The sequence below is a fragment of the Luteimonas salinisoli genome, from assembly GCF_013425525.1.
Taxonomy (GTDB): domain Bacteria; phylum Pseudomonadota; class Gammaproteobacteria; order Xanthomonadales; family Xanthomonadaceae; genus Luteimonas; species Luteimonas salinisoli.
The window spans coordinates 12,383-29,718 of record NZ_JACCKA010000070.1 but is presented as its reverse complement, the minus strand read 5'-3'; the positions used below and the strand labels follow the sequence as shown (position 1 = coordinate 29,718).

Here is a 17,336-nt window from a genome sequence, read left to right as displayed (position 1 = left end):
GCTCAGCTCCGCTGCCGGTACGGTGCTGTCAGGCGGACACTGGCGGCGAGCGTGGCGTGGTCGGACAGGTGCGACCACGGCGGCGTGGACAGCACCGCGGCCTCCTGCACCCGCACGTTGCGCACGTAGATCCGGTCCAGCGGCAGCAGCGGCCAGCGCGCGGGAAACGTGCGCGCGAGCCGGCCATGGGTTTCCAGGTGCGCCTCGCGCAGGCCGCAGCGCTCGAGCCGCGGATGGCCGCGGCGGCGCCAGTCGTTGAAGTCGCCGGCGACGATCAGCGGGGCATCGGCGGGAATCTCGGTGGAGACGATGGCGCACAGCAGCTCCAGTTGGCGGCGGCGGTGGGCATCGCGCAGTCCCAGATGGGCGCAGATCGCGTGGATCGGGGTATCCGAGCCGGGCAGGTCGAGCACGCAGTGCAGCAGCCCGCGGCCCTCGGCGCCGGCGATCGAGACGTCGCGGTTGACGTGGCGCAGGATCGGGAACTTGGACAGCAGTGCATTGCCGTGATGGCCGTGCGGGTACACGGCGTTGCGTCCGTAGGCGAATTGCGGCCAGAGCTCGTCGGCGAGGAATTCGTAGTGCGGAACCTCCGGCCAGTCCGCGTGTCTTTCGGCATGGCGTTCGTGCGCGCCCTGGACCTCCTGCAGGAAGACGATGTCCGCGGACACCGTGCGGATCGCCTGCCGCAGTTCCGGCAGGACGAAGCGGCGTCGCCCGGCGCTGAAGCCCATGTGGATGTTGGCGGTGAGCAGGTTGAGGTCGAGATCGGGCATGGTGTCGGGGCGGCGTCGCTCGGGCGACCGACGCAGCGTGGGTTCGGCCGCCTTCCGGTCCGGGCGGCCGTCGCGACCGCAGCGCCGACCTTATGCGCCATGCGCAGAACCCGACGTGAAGTCCGCAGGTCCCGGGTTCGGCCGCTGGCGGCGCACGTGCGGCGGATGCCGTCGGCACCGGGTTTGACTTCGGCCATCGGAGGTTGTCGAATGCCCGGGCTCCGGCTGCCGGTCGTCCCGATCGCGCGGCGCGGCGCACGCGGTACGGACCAGGAGCCTGCATGCTCGATCCCAACGATGCGCGTATCGGCATCATCGGCCTGGGCTACGTCGGCCTGCCGCTGGCGGTGGCGTTCGGCGGCAGGCACGACACGATCGGCTTCGACATCGACTCCCGGCGCATAGCCGAGCTGCGCGGCGGCCACGACCGTACCCGCGAGCTCGACGCCGGCGAGTTGGCGGCGCCGGCGCGGCTGCGCTACAGCGCCGATCCGGAGGACCTGCGCGACCGCAATGTCCATATCGTCACCGTGCCGACCCCGATCGACGCGCTGCAGCGCCCGGACCTGCGGCCGCTGCAGCAGGCCAGCGAGCTGCTGGCCGGGCTGATGTCGCGCGGCGACCTGGTGATCTTCGAGTCCACCGTGTACCCGGGGACGACCGAGGAAGTCTGCGTGCCGATCCTCGAGCGCGGCTCGGGCCTTTCGTTCAATCGCGACTTCTTCTGCGGCTACAGCCCCGAACGCATCAATCCCGGCGATCGCAACCGCCGGCTGGCCGACATTCCGAAGATTACCTCGGGCTCGACCCCCGAGGCGGCGGACGCGGTCGACGCGCTGTACGCAGGTATCATCGCCGCCGGCACCCACCGCGCACCGTCGATCCGCGTGGCCGAGGCAGCCAAGGTGGTCGAGAACATCCAGCGCGACGTCAACATCGGGCTGATCAACGAACTGGCGATGATGTTCGACCGCCTCGGTATCGACACTCTCGAGGTGCTGGAGGCCGCCGGCACCAAGTGGAACTTCCTGCCGTTCCGGCCGGGGCTGGTCGGCGGCCACTGCATCGGCGTGGATCCTTACTACCTCACCCACAAGTCGGAATCGGTGGGCTACCACCCCGAGTTGATCCTCGCCGCCCGCGCCATCAATAACCGCGTCGGCGCGCACGTTGCGCTGCGTGTCGCGGGGCTGCTGGGCGAGCGTGGCGTGCCGGTGGCCGGTGCCCGGGTGCTGGTGCTGGGACTGACCTTCAAGGAGAACTGCCCGGACCTGCGCAACAGCCGCGTGGTCGACGTGGTCGAGGGATTGAAGCTGGCCGGCGCGCGAGTGGACGTGCACGACCCGTGGGCGGATGCGGAGGAAGCGGGGCGCATGCTCGGCATCCAACCGGTCGCTTCGCCCGAGCATGGCGCCTACGACGCGGTGGTGCTCGCGGTCGCGCACCGGGCGTTCCGCGATATGACCGTTGCCGAGATCCGCGCGCTGGGGCGCCCGGACGCGGTGGTCTACGACGTGAAGGCGGCGTGGCCGCGGGAAGCCGTGGCCGCGCGCCTGTAGACTCGGGGGCCATGAACCGGACCCACGGCACCGGCCCGCGATGAGCCGCTATCTCGCGTACTGGGGCAGCATCGCGCTGCTCGTGGCGTCGCTGCTGCTGGCGCTGCGCTGGCCGGGCTGGGCCTGGGTGGCGGCGGCTGCCGCGGTGCTGGTGGCGGTCGGGACCCGCGACCTGCTGCAGCGGCAAAGCACGCTGCGGCGCAATTACCCGCTGCTGGCGCACTTCCGCTACGGGCTGGAATCGATCGGCCCGGAGATGCGCCAGTACTTCATCGAGGGCGACACCGCCGAGGTGCCGTTCTCGCGCCAGCAGCGCGCGCTGGTCTACCAGCGCGCCAAGTCGGTCAGCGACGTGCGTCCGTTCGGCAGCCAGCAGGGCGTGTACGACGTCGACTACGAATGGCTCAACCACTCGATGGCGCCGAGCGCGATCGAGTCGCACGACTTCCGCATCGTCGTCGGCGCCGAGAGCGCGCAGCCGTACGACGCCAGCGTCTTCAACATCTCGGCGATGAGCTTCGGCTCGCTCTCGCCCAACGCGATTCGCGCGCTCAACGCCGGGGCCAAGGCGGGCGGCTTCTACCATGACACCGGCGAGGGCTCGATCTCGAGCTACCACCGCGAGCACGGCGGCGATCTGGTCTGGGAGATCGGCTCCGGCTACTTCGGCTGCCGCGATGCCAATGGCCGCTTCAGCGAGGAGGCGTTCGCCGCCAATGCCGCCTCGCCGCAGGTGAAGATGGTGGAACTCAAGCTCTCGCAGGGCGCCAAGCCGGGCAAGGGCGGGATGCTGCCCGGGGCGAAGGTGACCGCGGAGATCGCCGCAGCGCGTGGCGTGCCGGCGGGCGTGGACTGCATCTCGCCGGCGCGGCACTCGGCGTTCTCGACGCCGACCGGCCTGCTGCGGTTCGTGGCGCGGATGCGCGAACTGTCGGGCGGCAAGCCGGCGGGTTTCAAGCTGGCCATTGGCCACCCATGGGAGTGGTTCGGCATCGCCCGCGCGATGCTCGAGACCGGGGTGCTGCCGGATTTCATCGTCGTCGACGGCGCCGAGGGCGGCACCGGCGCAGCGCCGGCCGAGTTCATCGACCATGTGGGCCTGCCGATGCACGAGGCGCTGATGCTGGTGCACAACACCCTGGTGGGCCTGAATCTGCGCGAGCGGGTGCGGCTGGGCGCGGCCGGGCGCATCACCAGCGCCTTCGACATCGCCCGCACCATCGCCATGGGCGCGGACTGGTGCAATTCCGGGCGCGGCTTCATGTTCGCGACCGGCTGCATCCAGGCGCAGAGCTGCCACAACGACCGCTGCCCGACCGGGGTGGCGACCCAGGATCCGTCGCGCTGGAAGCACCTGGACGTAGCCGACAAGGGCGAGCGGGTGCAGCGCTACCACGGCAACACGCTGCGGGCGCTGCGCGACCTGCTGGCCGCGGCAGGGCTGGAGCATCCGCAACAGCTCGGTCCCGAACACATCCTGCGGCGGGTCACGCCGACCGAGATCCGCTCGCTGGCCGCACTGTACCGTTTCCTGGAACCGGGCGAGCTGCTGCACGGCGAGCCGGAGCATGCCGTGTTCAAGGCCTTCTGGGCCAACGCGCGCAGCGACTCCTTCGCGCCGCCCGAACGCATCCGGCGCCTCCGCGACACCAAGTCCCTGTAGGAGCGTGCCATGCACGCGAACGCCAGCGCGGCCAGCAATACCGGCGGATTTCCGCCAATCCGGCCTCGGTCGGGACGCCTCAGTCGAGCAGCTCGAGCACCCGTTCGGGTGGGCGCCCGATCACCGCCCGCTCGCCGCGCGCGAACACCGGGCGCTCGATCAGGCGCGGGTGTGCCGCCATCGCCGCGACGATCGCCTCCTCGCCGAGTGCCGGATCGGCCAGACCCAGCTCGGCGTACTCCGCCTCGCCGGTACGCAGCAGTCCGCGTGCAGGGATGCCCAACTGCCGAAGCAGCACGCGCAACCCGCCGGCGTCCAGCGGTTCCTCCAGGTAGCGCACGATCCGCGGCGCGACGCCGCGCGCCCGCAGCAGCTCCAGCGCCGCGCGCGACTTGGAGCAGCGCGGGTTGTGGTAGATCACCGCGTCGGTCATGACGCGTCCCCCGCGGCCCCCGGAACGTGCCCCATGCGCCGCGCCACCACGCCGGTGGCGGCGACGTCGGCGCTGGTGTTGGCGACAGTGGCGAACACATCGGGAATGGTGTCGACCGCGAGCAGCACGCCCAGCGGCTCCACCGGCAGGCCCATCGCCTGGGTCACCGGCATGTTGGTGGTCATGAAGCTGACCTGGCCGGGCAGGCCCACCGAGCCCATGCTGATCACCACGCTCAGCCCTACCGCCACCGCCAGTTGCGCCGCACTCAGGTCGATTCCGTACATCCAGGCGATGAACACCGCTACGCTCAGGTACTGCACCGGGCTGGCGATGCGGAACAGCGAGACCGCCATCGGCAGGACCAGCGAGGTCACCGCCAGCGGATAGCCGAGCCGCACGCGGGCGCTGTCGATCATCACCGGTAGCGACGCCAGCGACGACTGCGAGCTGGCGGCGATGGCCTGCACCGGGATCAGCGCCGCGGCGAAGCGGCCGAGCCGCTCGCCGGCGAACAGCACCGCCACCAGGTACATCAGCAGAGTGATGGCGATGTACAGCGCGCACTGCAGCAGGATGTAGTAGGCCAGCGCGCTGAGCATGCCGATCCCGACCCGCGCGCAGACCGCGAAGACCAGGGCGAACACGCCGAGCGGCGCCGCCCACAGCACCCAGCGCACGATCACGATCATGGTGTCGCCCACGCTGCGCACCAGTTCCAGCATGCGGGTGCGCCGCTCCGGCTCCAGCCGGGTGAGGGCGAAGCCGAAAAACATCGAGAACACCACCAGCGGCAGCATCGCGCTCGCGGCCGCGGCGGCGATGGCGTTGCTGGGGATCACGGTGACCAGCCATTCGCCGAACCCCGGGGCTTCGGGCAGCACTTCCGGCGCCTGGATCGCGGCACGGAACGCGCCGACCAGCGAGTCGTCGCGCGGCATCAGCGACAGGAACGCCGGCGAGGCGATGGCGGCGAAGGCGCCGCACACGGTGAGCAGGATTGCGAACACCGCCATCGCCACCCGCGCGGTGCGGCCCGATGCCGCGGCGTCGCTGGCGGCGTTGATGCCGACCACCACCAGTGCGGCCACCAGCGGCACCACCGTCATCTGCAGCGCGTTGAGCCACAGCCGGCCGATCGGCTGAACGACGTCGGCGATCCGCAGTGCCAGCGCCTGGTCCCACGCCGCGAGCGCGAGTCCCAGGACGGCGCCGGCGGCGAGCGCGATCAGTACCCGGGCGGGGGTGGAGAGGCGGGAGGGCTTGCTGGGGGTGGCGTCGGTCATCGGCGGCGTCGGTCAGGTGTGGAGGGGAGGCTTCTCCCGGATGGCGGAGCCGGATCCGGCGGGCGGTGGATCAGGTTTCCAGCAGCTGGCGCATGCGTGCGGCGTTGCGGTCGAGCAGCTGCATGCGTTCCTCCGCATGCTCGCACAACAGCATGAATACCAGGTCCAGCAGGTGTTGCAGCGCCGACTGGTACAACAGCTGCTCGATGTGCGAGCGCTCGTCGTGGCCGGACACCAGCAGCGCCAGATCGGCCTGTGCGCGCAGCGGATTGGCGCTGTGGCGGGTCACGCTGATCACCGCGCCGATGCGCTCGCGGAACAGCCGGCTGAGCTCGCACAGCGAGGTGCGCCGGCCGTGCTCGGAGAACACCACCAGCACGTCGTCGCGCCCGGCGTTGGCCAGGCTGGTCGGCATCAGCACCGGATCGAAGTGGAACACCGCCAGGATCCCGGCTTCCGACAGCCGCAGGGTGAACCCGCGCGCGGCGATGCTGTCGTGGCCCAGGCCGATCACGAACACGGTACGCGCACGATGGATCGCGTCGGCGATCGCGTCCAGGGTCTCTGGCGGGTTGAGCAGCCGGGTTTCCTGCTCGGCATTGGACTTGGCCTGCCACAGCGTCTCGGCCAGCATGGCGTGGCGATCGCCCTCGCCGGTCGCCTCCACGGCACCGTCGCCCTGGCCGTCGCTGCGCGCCATGTCCTCGCCGACCGCGTACTTCAGGTCGGGATAGCCCTTGTATCCGAGTTTCTGGCTGAACTTGACCACGCTGGACTGGCTGACCTCCAGCGCGTTGGCCAGCTGCTGCGAGGAGTAGTCGCGCAGCAGGTGGGCGTTGTCGAGGATGAAGTCGGCGATGCGCCGCTCGATCGCCGACATCTGGTCGCGCTGGGAGCGGATCCGGAGCAGCGAGGACATCGCCGGCCGTCCGTCAGGCCGCCAGCGGCTCGAGCCCGCGGATGCCGCGGATGCCCAGGCCGGGCGAATCGTCGATCGTGATCTCCGATTCGTTGAAGCGCACGCCGCCTTCCACCGGGTTGAAAGCGCACAGCGACGGCCCGTCCAGGTCGATCTTGCGGATCGTGTCGGCCTTGGCCACCGCCACGTGCACCGCCGCGGCCACGCTGATGCTGGATTCGATCATGCAGCCGATCATGCATTCCACGCCATAGACCGAGGCGATGTCGGCGATGCGGATCGCATTGGAGATGCCCCCGGTCTTCATCAGCTTGATGTTGATGATATCCGCCGCGTGCATGCGCAGCAGGTCGATCACCTCGGCCGGCCCGAATACGCTCTCGTCGGCCATGATCGGGGTGTGCACACGCTCGGTGACGTATTTCAGGCCGGCCAGGTCGCGCGCCTTCACCGGCTGCTCCACCAGTTCCAGCTGCACGCCGGCGTCCTCCAGGGTGCGGATGGCGTAGACCGCCTGCTTGGCGGTCCAGCCCTGGTTGGCGTCCAGGCGCAACAGCGCGCGCCCCTCGACCGCGGCGTAGATCGCCTTGACCCGCTCCAGGTCGACACCGATCTCCTTGCCCACCTTGATCTTCAACGATTCGAAGCCGCGGTTCACGGCGTCCATGGAGTCGGCGACCATCTTGTCGATGTAGTCGACGCTGATGGTGATGTCGGTGGTGATCACCGGGTCGCCGCCGCCGAGCAGGCGGTAGAGCGGGGCGCCGTACAGCTGCCCCCACAGGTCGTAGACCGCGATCTCCACCGCGGCCTTGGCACTGGTGTTGCGCTCGGCCGCGCCCTGGATCCGGTGCACGACGCGGTTGAGGTCGGCGATCTCCATGCCCACCAGGCGCGGGGCGATCAGCTTGTCGATCGCCTCGACGATCGAGCCGTGGGTGTCGCCGGTGATCACCGCGGTCGCGGCGGCCTCGCCGTAGCCGACGTGGCCGCTGTCGGTGTGGACGCTGACGATGATGTCCTCCACCGCGTCGACCGTGCGCAGCGCGGTCTTGAACGGCGTCTTCAGCGGCACCCGGAGCATGTCCAGGCGGATCTGGGTGATTTTCATTCGGCTCGGTCCCTGGAGGGTTGCGCTCAGCGGATGCGGACGATGCTGGTGATGCGGTCGACGGTGGGGGTGTCTTCGCCGGCCATCAGCGGCTCCAGCGGCGTGACCACCACGCCGTTGAGCGGGACCCGCACCAGGTCGCCGCCGGCGTCCAGGTAGCCGATGCCGGTGGTGTCGTGGATGGTGTAGGTGACGCCGTTCTCGCGGCCGATCACCATCATCACGTGGCCGGGGATGTAGACCAGGTCGCCGGGCTGCAGCTTCGCCACCTCGGCCAGCCGCGCCTCGTGATCGTCGGACTCGTCGAACAGGGTCCGGTCCAGCGCCGGGCTGACGCTCTGGTCGCGGGTGTTTCGCGGCACCTGCACGCCCATGCTGCGGTAGACCTCGGAGACGAAGCCGCTGCAGTCGCGGGCATTGTAGGAATGCCCCCAGCCGTAGCGCTCGCCGAGGAACTTGAAGCCCTGGGCGATGACGTTGGCCGGGGTGAGCGGCAGCGGCTGCGGCGAGACGTCGGCGGTGCGCGGCAGCAGCGCCGGCAGCAGCGCCAGCGACCCGTCCGCGGCGCGCGCCGGCAGTTCGATCACGTGTCCGAACAGCGGGTGCTGGCCGTGCACCGCGCGATCGGCCGGCCAGTCGGCGAGCAGCGGCACGCGCACGCCCATGTCCAGCTGCACTTCGGAGACTTCCGGGCGCTCCGGGTTGAAGACGGTGCGGGCGGTGGCGCCGGTCACCACCAGCGCCGGCGACCGGCTGCCGTAGCCGAGCACCGTGTCGCGCTCGCCGAGCGCGACCGCGTCGCGCTCGATCCACGCCGAGTAGCGGTCGCTGACCACGAACAGCCATTCGCCGTCGCCGCTGGCGTGGGCGACGGCGACCGCGTCGCCCGGGAACAGCGCGCTCTCCTGGAACCGGTCGATGTCGGTGTCGCCGGGCCGGCTGAAGACGCGGGTGGCGTCGGGGAAGGTGCGCAGGTCGGCGCGGCGCACGACCAGGCCGTAGCGCGTCGGCTGCTCCCGCGGGATCGCATCGAGGGCGAGTGCGGCTTCCAGCGCGTCGAAGAAGGTCGCCGGCAGTACCGCTCCGGTGGCGTCGTAGCGCTCGCCCTGCGGGCGCGAGGACAGGGCGGCGATCCACTCCCGCACCGTCGCGTCAGGCAGCGTCCGCGGCAGTGCGGAGATGTCCTGCACCGAGCCGTCGCGTGCCACCAGCGCGGCGTTCTGCCGGGCGATCGCGGCGCCGTCGAGGTAGGGCCGCTGCGCGGCCGGGCCGAGGCGTTCGATCCAGTAGTCGGGCTGCAGATGGCGCTGGTCGACGGCCACCACGCCATGCACAGGCAGGCGATCGGCATGCGCCGGCTCGCGTGCCGGAAGGGCGGGGGCGCAGGCCGATAGCGCCAGCGCGAGCAGCAGGATCAGCGGATGGGTGGATCTCATGGGTTCCCCTTGCCGGGTGCCGCGGGCGGCGGCCCCGGGGCAGTTATGGAATACATTCTTCACAAAATCAACATCCGAAGAATAATTTATTGACGGGCCCCTGGGAGAATGTTACACAGCCGTGACGGGGGCCACACCGGCGGGGACCATGAAACTGCGGCGCGCAACCCACCAGGACACAGCAAGGAATGCCGCCGGCGCGATCGCCCGGCGGGCCGCTGTTCTCTGTGCGCCCGTCCTGGCCGCCGTGCTGGCGACCGGTCCCGCCGCCGCATCCGGGCTGCCGCCGCCGGCACCTGCGCCGGTGGTGGCGATGGTCGACGAGGGCCGCTTCGCCGAGGCCGAGGCGCGCATCGCCGCGCTGCTGGCGGCGCCACGGACCGCTGCCGAGACCCGCCGCGCGTTGGAGTTCCAGCGCGAGCGGATGCGCCGCATCCGCCTGGATTTCACCCTCGACCGGGCTGCGGCGTTGGCCGCGGTCCGTCGGCAGGCCCCGGACGTCACCGCCGAGGAGTTCGACGCCTGGGACGCGGAAGGGCTGATCGAGCGCATCGCCATCGACGGCGAGACGCGCTATTTCAACCGCGCCGTCTTCAACCTGTTCCGGCTGCAGCCGCGCGTGGCCGCGCGCCGCGCGCCGCCGGTGCGCCCCTTCACCCAGGGCCCCTACGAGACCCTGCATCCGCACCACCGGGAAGTGCTGGCGGCGGCGAAGGCCGGCGGCGCGACCAGCGTGGCGCCGCGCCGTGTGCGCATCACCCAATCCCTGGTGGTCGAGGCCGATGCGGTGCCGGACGGGGAGACGGTGCGCGCCTGGATTCCCTACCCGCGGGCGATCCCGGGCCAGCAGGAAGACATCCGGCTGGTGGACAGCCTGCCCGGCGACGCGCGGATCGCGCCGGAAGACGCCCTCCAGCGCACCGCCTACCTGGAACGGCCGGCCGTCGCCGGAGAGCCGACGCGGTTCTCGGTGAGCTACGAGCTGACCATCCACGCCCGCCGCTTCGACATCGACCCGGAGCGGGTGGTGGTCGCGGAGATCGACGAAACGCTGGCGCCCTACGTGGCCGAGCGCGCGCCGCACGTGGTGTTCACCGAGGCGATGCGCGAGTACTCGCGCCGGGTGGTGGGCGACGAGACCAACCCGTATCGCATCGCGCAGAAGCTGTTCGCCGCGGTCGACCGGATCCCCTGGGGCGGCGCGCGCGAATACTCGACCCTGAGCAACATCGGCGACCACGCCCTGCATGCGGACCACGCCGACTGCGGCCAGGTCACCCTGCTGCTGATCACCCTGCTGCGCATGAACGGCATCCCGGCGCGCTGGCAGTCCGGCTGGACCTTCTCCGACGAAGAGACCGGCTACGACAACATGCACGACTGGGGCTGGCTGTACCTGGCGCCGTACGGCTGGGTGCCGATGGACGTCACTACCGGGCAGCTCGAGAGCGACGACCCGGAGCTCCGCTGGTTCTACCTCGGCGGGCTCGACGCCTACCGCGTCGCCTACAACGACGACTGGTCGCAGTCGTTCGTGCCGCCCAAACAGCACTTCCGTTCCGAGACCGTCGACTCGCAGCGCGGCGAGGCCGAATGGGACGGCGGCAACCTCTATTTCGACCAATGGGACTACGAGTTCGAGTGGCAGATCCTGCCACCCGCCACGGACGAGCGCACCTGACCATCGCCAAGCCAACCATCACGCACCTGTTCTGGGGAGAACCGCAATGAAGGCCAGCCATTCCAAATTCCGCCGCGCCGCCCTCTGTATCGCCCTGGGGGCGTGCCTGTCCGCAACCACGCCGGCGGTGCTGGCGCAGAGCGCCACCGGAGCGGTCACCGGCCGGGCCGAAGCTGGGGCGCGGGTGACCATCACCAATCCGGAAACCGGCTTCACGCGCGGCGTGACGGCCGGTGCCGACGGCCGGTATCGACTTCCGTTGCTTCCCCCCGGCCAGTACACCCTGCAAGCGGAGGGCGGACAGCCGGTCGGTGTGACGGTGACGCTGGGCAACGCCACCACGGTCAACCTGGCCGGCGACGGTACCACCGAGCTGGCCACGGTGCAGGTCGTCGGGTCTCGGATCGTCAACGCCGTCGACGTGACCTCGACGGAGTCGGCCACCAACATCACCGCGCAGGAGATCGCGCGGATGCCGGTGGAGCGCAACGTCTCCTCGGTGGCGGTGCTGGCGCCGGGCGTCGCCCAGGGCAGTGCCGGGTTCGGCGGCATCTCGTTCGGCGGCTCGTCGGTCGCGGAGAATGCGTTCTACCTCAACGGGCTGAACGTTACCGACTTCTACAACCGCGTCGGCTTTTCCGAAGCGCCGTTCGACTTCTACAACGAATTCCAGGTCAAGACCGGCGGCTATTCCGTGGAGTTTGGCCGTACCACTGGCGGCGTGGTGAACGCCCTGGCCAAGTCGGGCAGCAACGAGTTCCACTACGGCGCCAAGCTGGTCTGGGGACCCAGCGACTGGGAGGCCTCGCGCCGCGACAGCTATCTCGACGGCGAGCGCTACCTCACCCGCAGCAAGGACACCACCGACGCCACCAGGCTCAACGCATGGGCGTCGGGTCCGATCATCAGGGACCGGCTGTTTTTCTTCGCCATGTACGAGGGACGGAAGGTGGAGCCGGAAAGCACCAACAACGTCGGCACCAGCTTCAACCGCGGCGAGTCAGACGATGGCTTCTGGGGTACCACGCTCGACTGGCAGATCACCGAAAACAATCTGCTCAACCTGATGGCGTTCTCCAACGACAACCGCACCGATACCACCACCTACGCCTACGACTTCGATACCGATACCGTTGGCGATGCACTATCGGACCGGTACTCCGAAACCGGCGGTACCAACTGGGCGCTCACTTGGAGCTCGTACCTCACCAACTCACTGTCGATGAAGGTGATGCACGGCAGCATGGAGCGCAACAGCATTACCGGCTCGCCCAACGACGCCGACTGCAATTACGTGAGTGCGGGTAGTGGCGTACCGGACCCGGGTGTTCCGCTCGGCTGTACCAATAACCTGAGCATCTACGATCGAAATGACGAGCGCAAGCAGACCCGCGCCGACTTCGAGTGGTCGCTGGGCGACCACCTGCTGCGCTTCGGTTACGACCGCGAGGTCAACACTTCTGATCTGAGCCAGGGATATTCGGGGCCCGGCGGAGTGTCGTATCTGGTCAGCACGACCACGCCGGGCGCGCAGATCCCCGACGCCGGGACCGTACCCCCCGGCTACACCGAGTACGTGCGCGCCCGCCGCTACGAGATCTTCGGGGAGTTCGAGTCCAACAACCAGGCCCTCTACATCGAGGACAGCTGGTCGATCACTCCCAACTTCCTGCTCAACCTGGGGCTGCGCTACGAGGAGTTCGACAACAAGGACGCCGAGGGAAATACCTATATCGAGATGGATGACATGATCGCGCCCCGGGTCGGGTTCTCCTGGGACCTCCGCGGCGACGGCACCACCAAGCTGTTCGGCAACGCCGGCCGCTACTACCTGCCGGTGGCCAACGTCATCAATATCAAGCAGGGCGGTGCGCTGCTGGACGAGCGGACCTTCTACGGTTTCGACGGCTGGGAGATCAGCGAACGCGACGGGGTGCAGTATGCGACGCCGATCCTCGGGCCGCAGTTCGGCTTCAGCAACGACCAGGGCGACGGTACGGTCGGAGACTTGCGGGCCGAAGTCGACGCCGACATGGACCCGGTCTACCAGGACGAGCTGATCCTCGGCTTCCAGCAGGCACTGAACGAGACCTGGTCTTGGGGTGCGCGCGGCATCTACCGGAGGCTCGAGAACGCGATCGACGACATCAACATCACCGCCACCCATTGCGGTCGGGTCGGCAGTTCCTGGGTGATGGCCAATCCTGGCGAGGAGTTGACCATCTGGGGCGACACCGACTGCGACGGCACTGCCGATGGGTATCTCACGATCGACACCTCGCAGGCGGGCTATTGGACCGAAGCCGACAACTATGAGTTCATCGACGGCGAGTGGACCTACGTCGGCTCCACCCCGACCGGCCAGCGCGGCTGGGTGAAGCCCAAGCGCGATTACAAGGCGCTGGAACTCCAGCTCGACCGCGCCTGGGACGGAAAGTGGGCGTTCAACGCGTCCTACACGCTGTCCTGGAGCGAGGGCAACGCGGAAGGGCCGGTAAACACCGATACCAACTTCGGCGATACCGGCCGCACCGAGAATTTCGACGATCCCTTCGTCAACTACCGGGGCGACGGTCCGCTGGCCAACGACCACCGCCACCAGATCAAGCTGCGCGGCAGCTATGCGTTCAACGACAATTGGCGCGCGGGCGCCACGGTCGACGCGCGTTCTGGCGGACCGATTACCGCCATGGGTGTGGGCAACCCCTACAACTGGAAGAGCTACCACAGCTACTACATCTGTGTGGAGAACTGCACGCGCGATCAAGCCTTCCCGAACCCGGAGGAGGGCGATACCTGGAGCACCGCCGACCGCGTGTTCGAGCACTCCCCGCGCGGCGACGCCGGGCGGATGCCGTGGATCGTCGACATCGGCCTGAGTCTCGCCTACGAACGCAGCTTCGGCGCCGCCGACTTCTCGGCCAAGCTGGCTGTCTACAACCTGCTCAACAACCAGAAGCCGGTCTGGGTGTACCAGGATCTGGAGCCAGGCGTCGGCGATCGCGACCCGTACTTCGGCAAGGAGCGCTTCCTGCAGGGGCCGCGCTATGGCCAGCTGACGCTGGCGCTGGAGTTCTGAACCGCCTCGGCCGTGCGCGCATGGCGCCCGGTCGAACGGTGCCGATAGTCGAATGGGCTGATGCTGTCTTCCTTGGGAAGAACCTCCGTTTGGCGGCCCTCCGGGCCGCCTTTCTTTTCGCTGGTTGGAATCAATGCTTCCTGGGAGGGGCGCGAGCAGAATAGATTATTGACCGCCTGAGGGGGGCGTGTTACACAGCGATGAAACGGGAATGATGGCCGGGGAGCGGCCGCACGCACGCGCATGGACCGTATCGCTGGCTCAGGTGCCCCGGGCGAGGACGGGCAAGTGGAAGCTGCGGTCAGGGTGCGCAGGCGTGGCGCTCATCACGATCGGGAGGCCGCTGGCTGGACGTCCGTTCCAAGGCACGAGGTCGCCTTCGTGGTCGGCACCTCGAGAACAGCGCCGTCGTGCATGGCAGCGGACGGCATCGAGAGGTTCCGCAACGCTCCACCCACCCAGGAGATTCCGCATGCCTATCGCACGTCCGCGCTCGAAGCCGGGCCATCTCGCCGCAGCCATCCTGATCGGCCTGGCGTGCCCGGGAGTCGCCCTCGGGCAGGACGCGCTGGCCGATCCACCGGATTCCGGCGAGCGTAGCGCCCCCCGCACCCTGGACACCGTGCGGGTGACCGGTTCGCACATCAAGCGCACGGAGGTGGAGAGCCAGCTGCCGATCACCGTGTTCCAGAAGGCGGATATCGAGGCGCAGGGCATCACCTCGGCCGAACAGCTGCTGATGTACATGAACATCGCCGGCAACGGTTCGGACAACCTGTCGAGCAACGCCGGCATCGTCCATGAGGAACAGCGCGGCAACAACGGCGTGTCCGGCGCCAACCTGCGCGGGCAGGGCGCCGACGCGACCCTGGTGTTGCTCAACGGCCGCCGCGTCGCCACGCACGGGCTCAAGGGGCGGGCGGTCGACCTGAACTCCATTCCCTTCGCGGCCATCGACCGGGTCGAGGTGTTGCGCGACGGCGCATCGGCCGTCTACGGCACCGATGCCATCGGCGGCGTGATCAACTTCATCACCCGGCGCGATTACACGGGCGCGGAAGCCTCCGCGTTCGTCGACGTGACGGAAGCCGGCGGCGGCAACATTCATCGCGCCAACCTGCTGGTGGGCGGCGGCGACCTCGACACGGACCGCTGGAACGTCTTCGGTACCGTGAGCTTCAAGAAGAACGAGATCCTGCGCGGCACCGACCGCGATTTCTCCAACAGCTTCCAACCCGAGCGCGGCCTGTCTCCCGACACCCGCGGTCCGCCGTTCGCGACGGTGTTCAACCATGACGGGTCGATGATGGGCGGAGGCGTGATCGATCCCGAGGACGGATCGCTGCAGGCGGCCGTCAACATCCTGAACCTGCCCGGCGCGGCCGGCTGCGAGAGCGGCGGCGACCTGATGGGGCCGTACGATCACCGCCTGTGGAACGTCCCCTCCTCGCGCTATGCCTGCGCCTGGGACTACCCGGCCGCGGCGGTGATCCAGCAGCCCCAGGAGAGCGTCGACTTCATCGGCCGGGCGACCTTCAAGATGTCGGATCGCCATGAGGCGTTCGTCGAGTTCGTCGGCTCCGAGGTGGACGTCGAGAAGACCTTCGAGCAGAACCAGATCTCGTCGAGCACGGTGGCGACTGCCGCCTTCAACCCGGACACCTGGTATCCGAGTACCGGCGAATCCTACGACATGGTCTTCGACGCGCTGGCCGACTACTTCGGCGCCGACCAGCTCAGCTACGGCGACCGCATCGCCTACCGCTGGCGCTGCATGGCCTGCGGCCCGCGCCAGATCTCGACCAACACCAAGGCCTACCGGCTGCTGGCGGGGTTCGAGGGCCTGGTCGGGAGCTGGGATTACGCGGTCGGCCTGTCGCGCGCCTCCAGCGAATCGAAATCGACGCTGGGCCGCGGGTATCACTACACCGATGCCCTGCAGGAGGCCCTCGGCAGCGGCCTGCTCAACCCGTTCCTGCTGCCGGGGCAGGAGCAGTCGGCGGCGGCGATGGCGGCGCTCGAGGCCGGCTCGGCGACGGGCGTGGTGCTGTACGGCGGCGAGTCGGTCGTGACCCAGGTCGACGCCGTCTTCTCCGGCGACGTGGGGCTGTCGCTGCCCGGCGGATCGATCTATGCGGCCGCGGGCATCGACCTGCGCCGCGAGGAGTTCAGGTTCAACGGCGACGAACGTACCAACGGGCGGCCGGTGTTCAACGCGCCGTTCGACGACGCCAACATCCTCGAGGACGTCAGCCGCGACATCAAGGCGGTGTTCGCCGAGGTCTACCTGCCGGTCTTCGACAGCCTGGAGGTCACCCTGGCCGGCCGCTACGACCGCTACGACGGGTTCGGCAGCACCACCAACCCGAAGGTGTCCTTCAAGTACCAGCCGTTCGATGCGCTCGCGTTCCGCGGCGCCTACAGCACAGGCTTCAAGGTGCCCTCCTTCAACCAGCTGTTCAACGGCGTCAGCGAGCTGCCGTACACCGGCTTCGATCTGGCCGATCCGGCCAGCTGCCCGGGCGGCGTACCCGATCCCGAAGTGCCCGGGTGCGAGTCGATCCAGCCGGACATGATCTTCGGCGGCAAGGAGGACCTGCAGCCGGAGGAGTCCAAGCAGAAGAGCTTCGGCGTGGTGATCGCGCCGGTCGACTGGTTCAACATGACGCTGGACTGGTGGGACATCGAGCGCACCAACACGATCCAGCCGGCGCGGACCGAGGTCCTGGTCGAGTACTACGATCTGTTCCAGGAGAATTGGATCCGCAATGACGCCGGGGAGGTCGTCGCCATCGATCGCCGCTACATCAATTCGGGCGGCAGCCAGATGCGGGGCGTGGAGCTGGATGCCAACTTCCTGGGCGAGCTGGCCGGCGGACGCTGGAGCGTGAACCTCAACGGCAGCTACATCGATTCGTTCCGGACCAAGGGCGTCGAGGCACTGCCCTACACCGACAACCTGGTCGGCGGCTACGTGCGTTACTACAACCTGCCGATCAAGTGGAAGCACACGCTGAACTTCAGCTACTTCCGCGGCGACTGGACCCACAGCCTCACCCAGGTCTACCGCCACGGCTATAACGACGAGCCGCCGGTCAGCGTCAGGAACGAGACCTACATCCCGGCGGCGTGGGATCCGCGGGTGGACAGCTACACCACCTACAACTACAGCGTCGGCTATACCGGGCTGGATCCGCTGCGGGTGGTGTTCGGCATCAGGAATCTGCTCGACGAAGACCCGCCGTTCACCGCGCACCAGAACGACTTCGCGGCCGGCGCCGGCTGGGAGCCCCGCATCGCCGATCCACGGGGGCGCGCCTATACCCTGCAGCTCGAGTACAAGTTCTTCTGACGGGCGACGATTTGGACACGACGATGCGGCGCCCGGGCGCG

At 68.8% G+C, this 17,336-nt stretch carries 11 protein-coding genes; 5 read left to right on the top strand and 6 right to left on the bottom strand.

The features are described from left to right. Window positions 1-2 precede the first annotated feature (2 nt). Window positions 3-776, bottom strand: a complete 774-nt coding sequence (locus H0E84_RS11495; protein WP_180678789.1) for an endonuclease/exonuclease/phosphatase family protein — start codon at window positions 774-776, stop codon at window positions 3-5. 281 nt (window positions 777-1,057) lie between these two features. Here H0E84_RS11495 and H0E84_RS11490 point away from each other — a divergent pair, with 281 nt between their 5' ends. Both H0E84_RS11490 and H0E84_RS11485 read left to right on the top strand, forming a co-directional pair. Beyond that, on the top strand, window positions 1,058-2,335 hold the full coding sequence (locus H0E84_RS11490; RefSeq protein ID WP_180678788.1) for a nucleotide sugar dehydrogenase: 1,278 nt from the start codon (window positions 1,058-1,060) through the stop codon (window positions 2,333-2,335). A 40-nt stretch (window positions 2,336-2,375) separates the two neighbouring features. After that, entirely contained in the window at window positions 2,376-3,998 is a 1,623-nt protein-coding gene (locus H0E84_RS11485) for an FMN-binding glutamate synthase family protein (protein ID WP_180678787.1), read from the top strand. A 79-nt stretch (window positions 3,999-4,077) separates the two neighbouring features. Here H0E84_RS11485 and arsC read toward each other — a convergent pair whose 3' ends face one another. The 5 genes from arsC to H0E84_RS11460 form a co-directional block, all read right to left on the bottom strand. After that, window positions 4,078-4,431, bottom strand: coding sequence for an arsenate reductase (glutaredoxin) (gene arsC, locus H0E84_RS11480; protein ID WP_180678786.1), 354 nt, complete (start codon window positions 4,429-4,431; stop codon window positions 4,078-4,080). Continuing rightward, window positions 4,428-5,717 carry a dicarboxylate/amino acid:cation symporter gene (locus tag H0E84_RS11475; RefSeq protein ID WP_180678785.1) on the bottom strand — a complete coding sequence of 430 codons (1,290 nt, stop codon included), beginning with the start codon at window positions 5,715-5,717 and terminating at the stop codon, window positions 4,428-4,430. Before H0E84_RS11475 ends, arsC begins: the two co-directional genes overlap by 4 nt. Before the next feature lie 70 nt (window positions 5,718-5,787). Beyond that, the gene (locus tag H0E84_RS11470; protein WP_180678784.1) at window positions 5,788-6,636 is read right to left on the bottom strand and encodes a MurR/RpiR family transcriptional regulator; all 849 of its coding nucleotides are present in this window, start codon (window positions 6,634-6,636) and stop codon (window positions 5,788-5,790) included. A gap of 13 nt (window positions 6,637-6,649) precedes the next feature. After that, window positions 6,650-7,747, bottom strand: a complete 1,098-nt coding sequence (locus H0E84_RS11465) for a dipeptide epimerase (RefSeq protein ID WP_180678783.1) — start codon at window positions 7,745-7,747, stop codon at window positions 6,650-6,652. Between the two features lie 26 nt (window positions 7,748-7,773). After that, the gene (locus tag H0E84_RS11460) at window positions 7,774-9,183 is read right to left on the bottom strand and encodes a C40 family peptidase (protein WP_180678782.1); all 1,410 of its coding nucleotides are present in this window, start codon (window positions 9,181-9,183) and stop codon (window positions 7,774-7,776) included. 148 nt (window positions 9,184-9,331) lie between these two features. On the opposite strand from H0E84_RS11460, the gene H0E84_RS11455 reads away from it, so the two are divergent. From H0E84_RS11455 to H0E84_RS11445, 3 genes are all read left to right on the top strand, one after another. Then, entirely contained in the window at window positions 9,332-10,864 is a 1,533-nt protein-coding gene (locus H0E84_RS11455; RefSeq protein ID WP_180678781.1) for a transglutaminase-like domain-containing protein, read from the top strand. Between the two features lie 46 nt (window positions 10,865-10,910). Continuing rightward, window positions 10,911-13,943, top strand: a complete 3,033-nt coding sequence (locus H0E84_RS11450) for a TonB-dependent receptor (protein ID WP_180678780.1) — start codon at window positions 10,911-10,913, stop codon at window positions 13,941-13,943. A 472-nt stretch (window positions 13,944-14,415) separates the two neighbouring features. Beyond that, window positions 14,416-17,295, top strand: coding sequence for a TonB-dependent receptor domain-containing protein (locus tag H0E84_RS11445; RefSeq protein WP_180678779.1), 2,880 nt, complete (start codon window positions 14,416-14,418; stop codon window positions 17,293-17,295). Window positions 17,296-17,336: the final 41 nt, after the last annotated feature.

Coding starts and splice junctions, on each gene's coding strand:
- H0E84_RS11495 (WP_180678789.1), bottom strand. CDS start 776: ATGCCCGATCTCGACCTCAACCTGCTCACCGCCAACATCCACATGGGC.
- H0E84_RS11490 (WP_180678788.1), top strand. CDS start 1,058: ATGCTCGATCCCAACGATGCGCGTATCGGCATCATCGGCCTGGGCTAC.
- H0E84_RS11485 (WP_180678787.1), top strand. CDS start 2,376: ATGAGCCGCTATCTCGCGTACTGGGGCAGCATCGCGCTGCTCGTGGCG.
- arsC (WP_180678786.1), bottom strand. CDS start 4,431: ATGACCGACGCGGTGATCTACCACAACCCGCGCTGCTCCAAGTCGCGC.
- H0E84_RS11475 (WP_180678785.1), bottom strand. CDS start 5,717: ATGACCGACGCCACCCCCAGCAAGCCCTCCCGCCTCTCCACCCCCGCC.
- H0E84_RS11470 (WP_180678784.1), bottom strand. CDS start 6,636: ATGTCCTCGCTGCTCCGGATCCGCTCCCAGCGCGACCAGATGTCGGCG.
- H0E84_RS11465 (WP_180678783.1), bottom strand. CDS start 7,747: ATGAAAATCACCCAGATCCGCCTGGACATGCTCCGGGTGCCGCTGAAG.
- H0E84_RS11460 (WP_180678782.1), bottom strand. CDS start 9,183: ATGAGATCCACCCATCCGCTGATCCTGCTGCTCGCGCTGGCGCTATCG.
- H0E84_RS11455 (WP_180678781.1), top strand. CDS start 9,332: ATGAAACTGCGGCGCGCAACCCACCAGGACACAGCAAGGAATGCCGCC.
- H0E84_RS11450 (WP_180678780.1), top strand. CDS start 10,911: ATGAAGGCCAGCCATTCCAAATTCCGCCGCGCCGCCCTCTGTATCGCC.
- H0E84_RS11445 (WP_180678779.1), top strand. CDS start 14,416: ATGCCTATCGCACGTCCGCGCTCGAAGCCGGGCCATCTCGCCGCAGCC.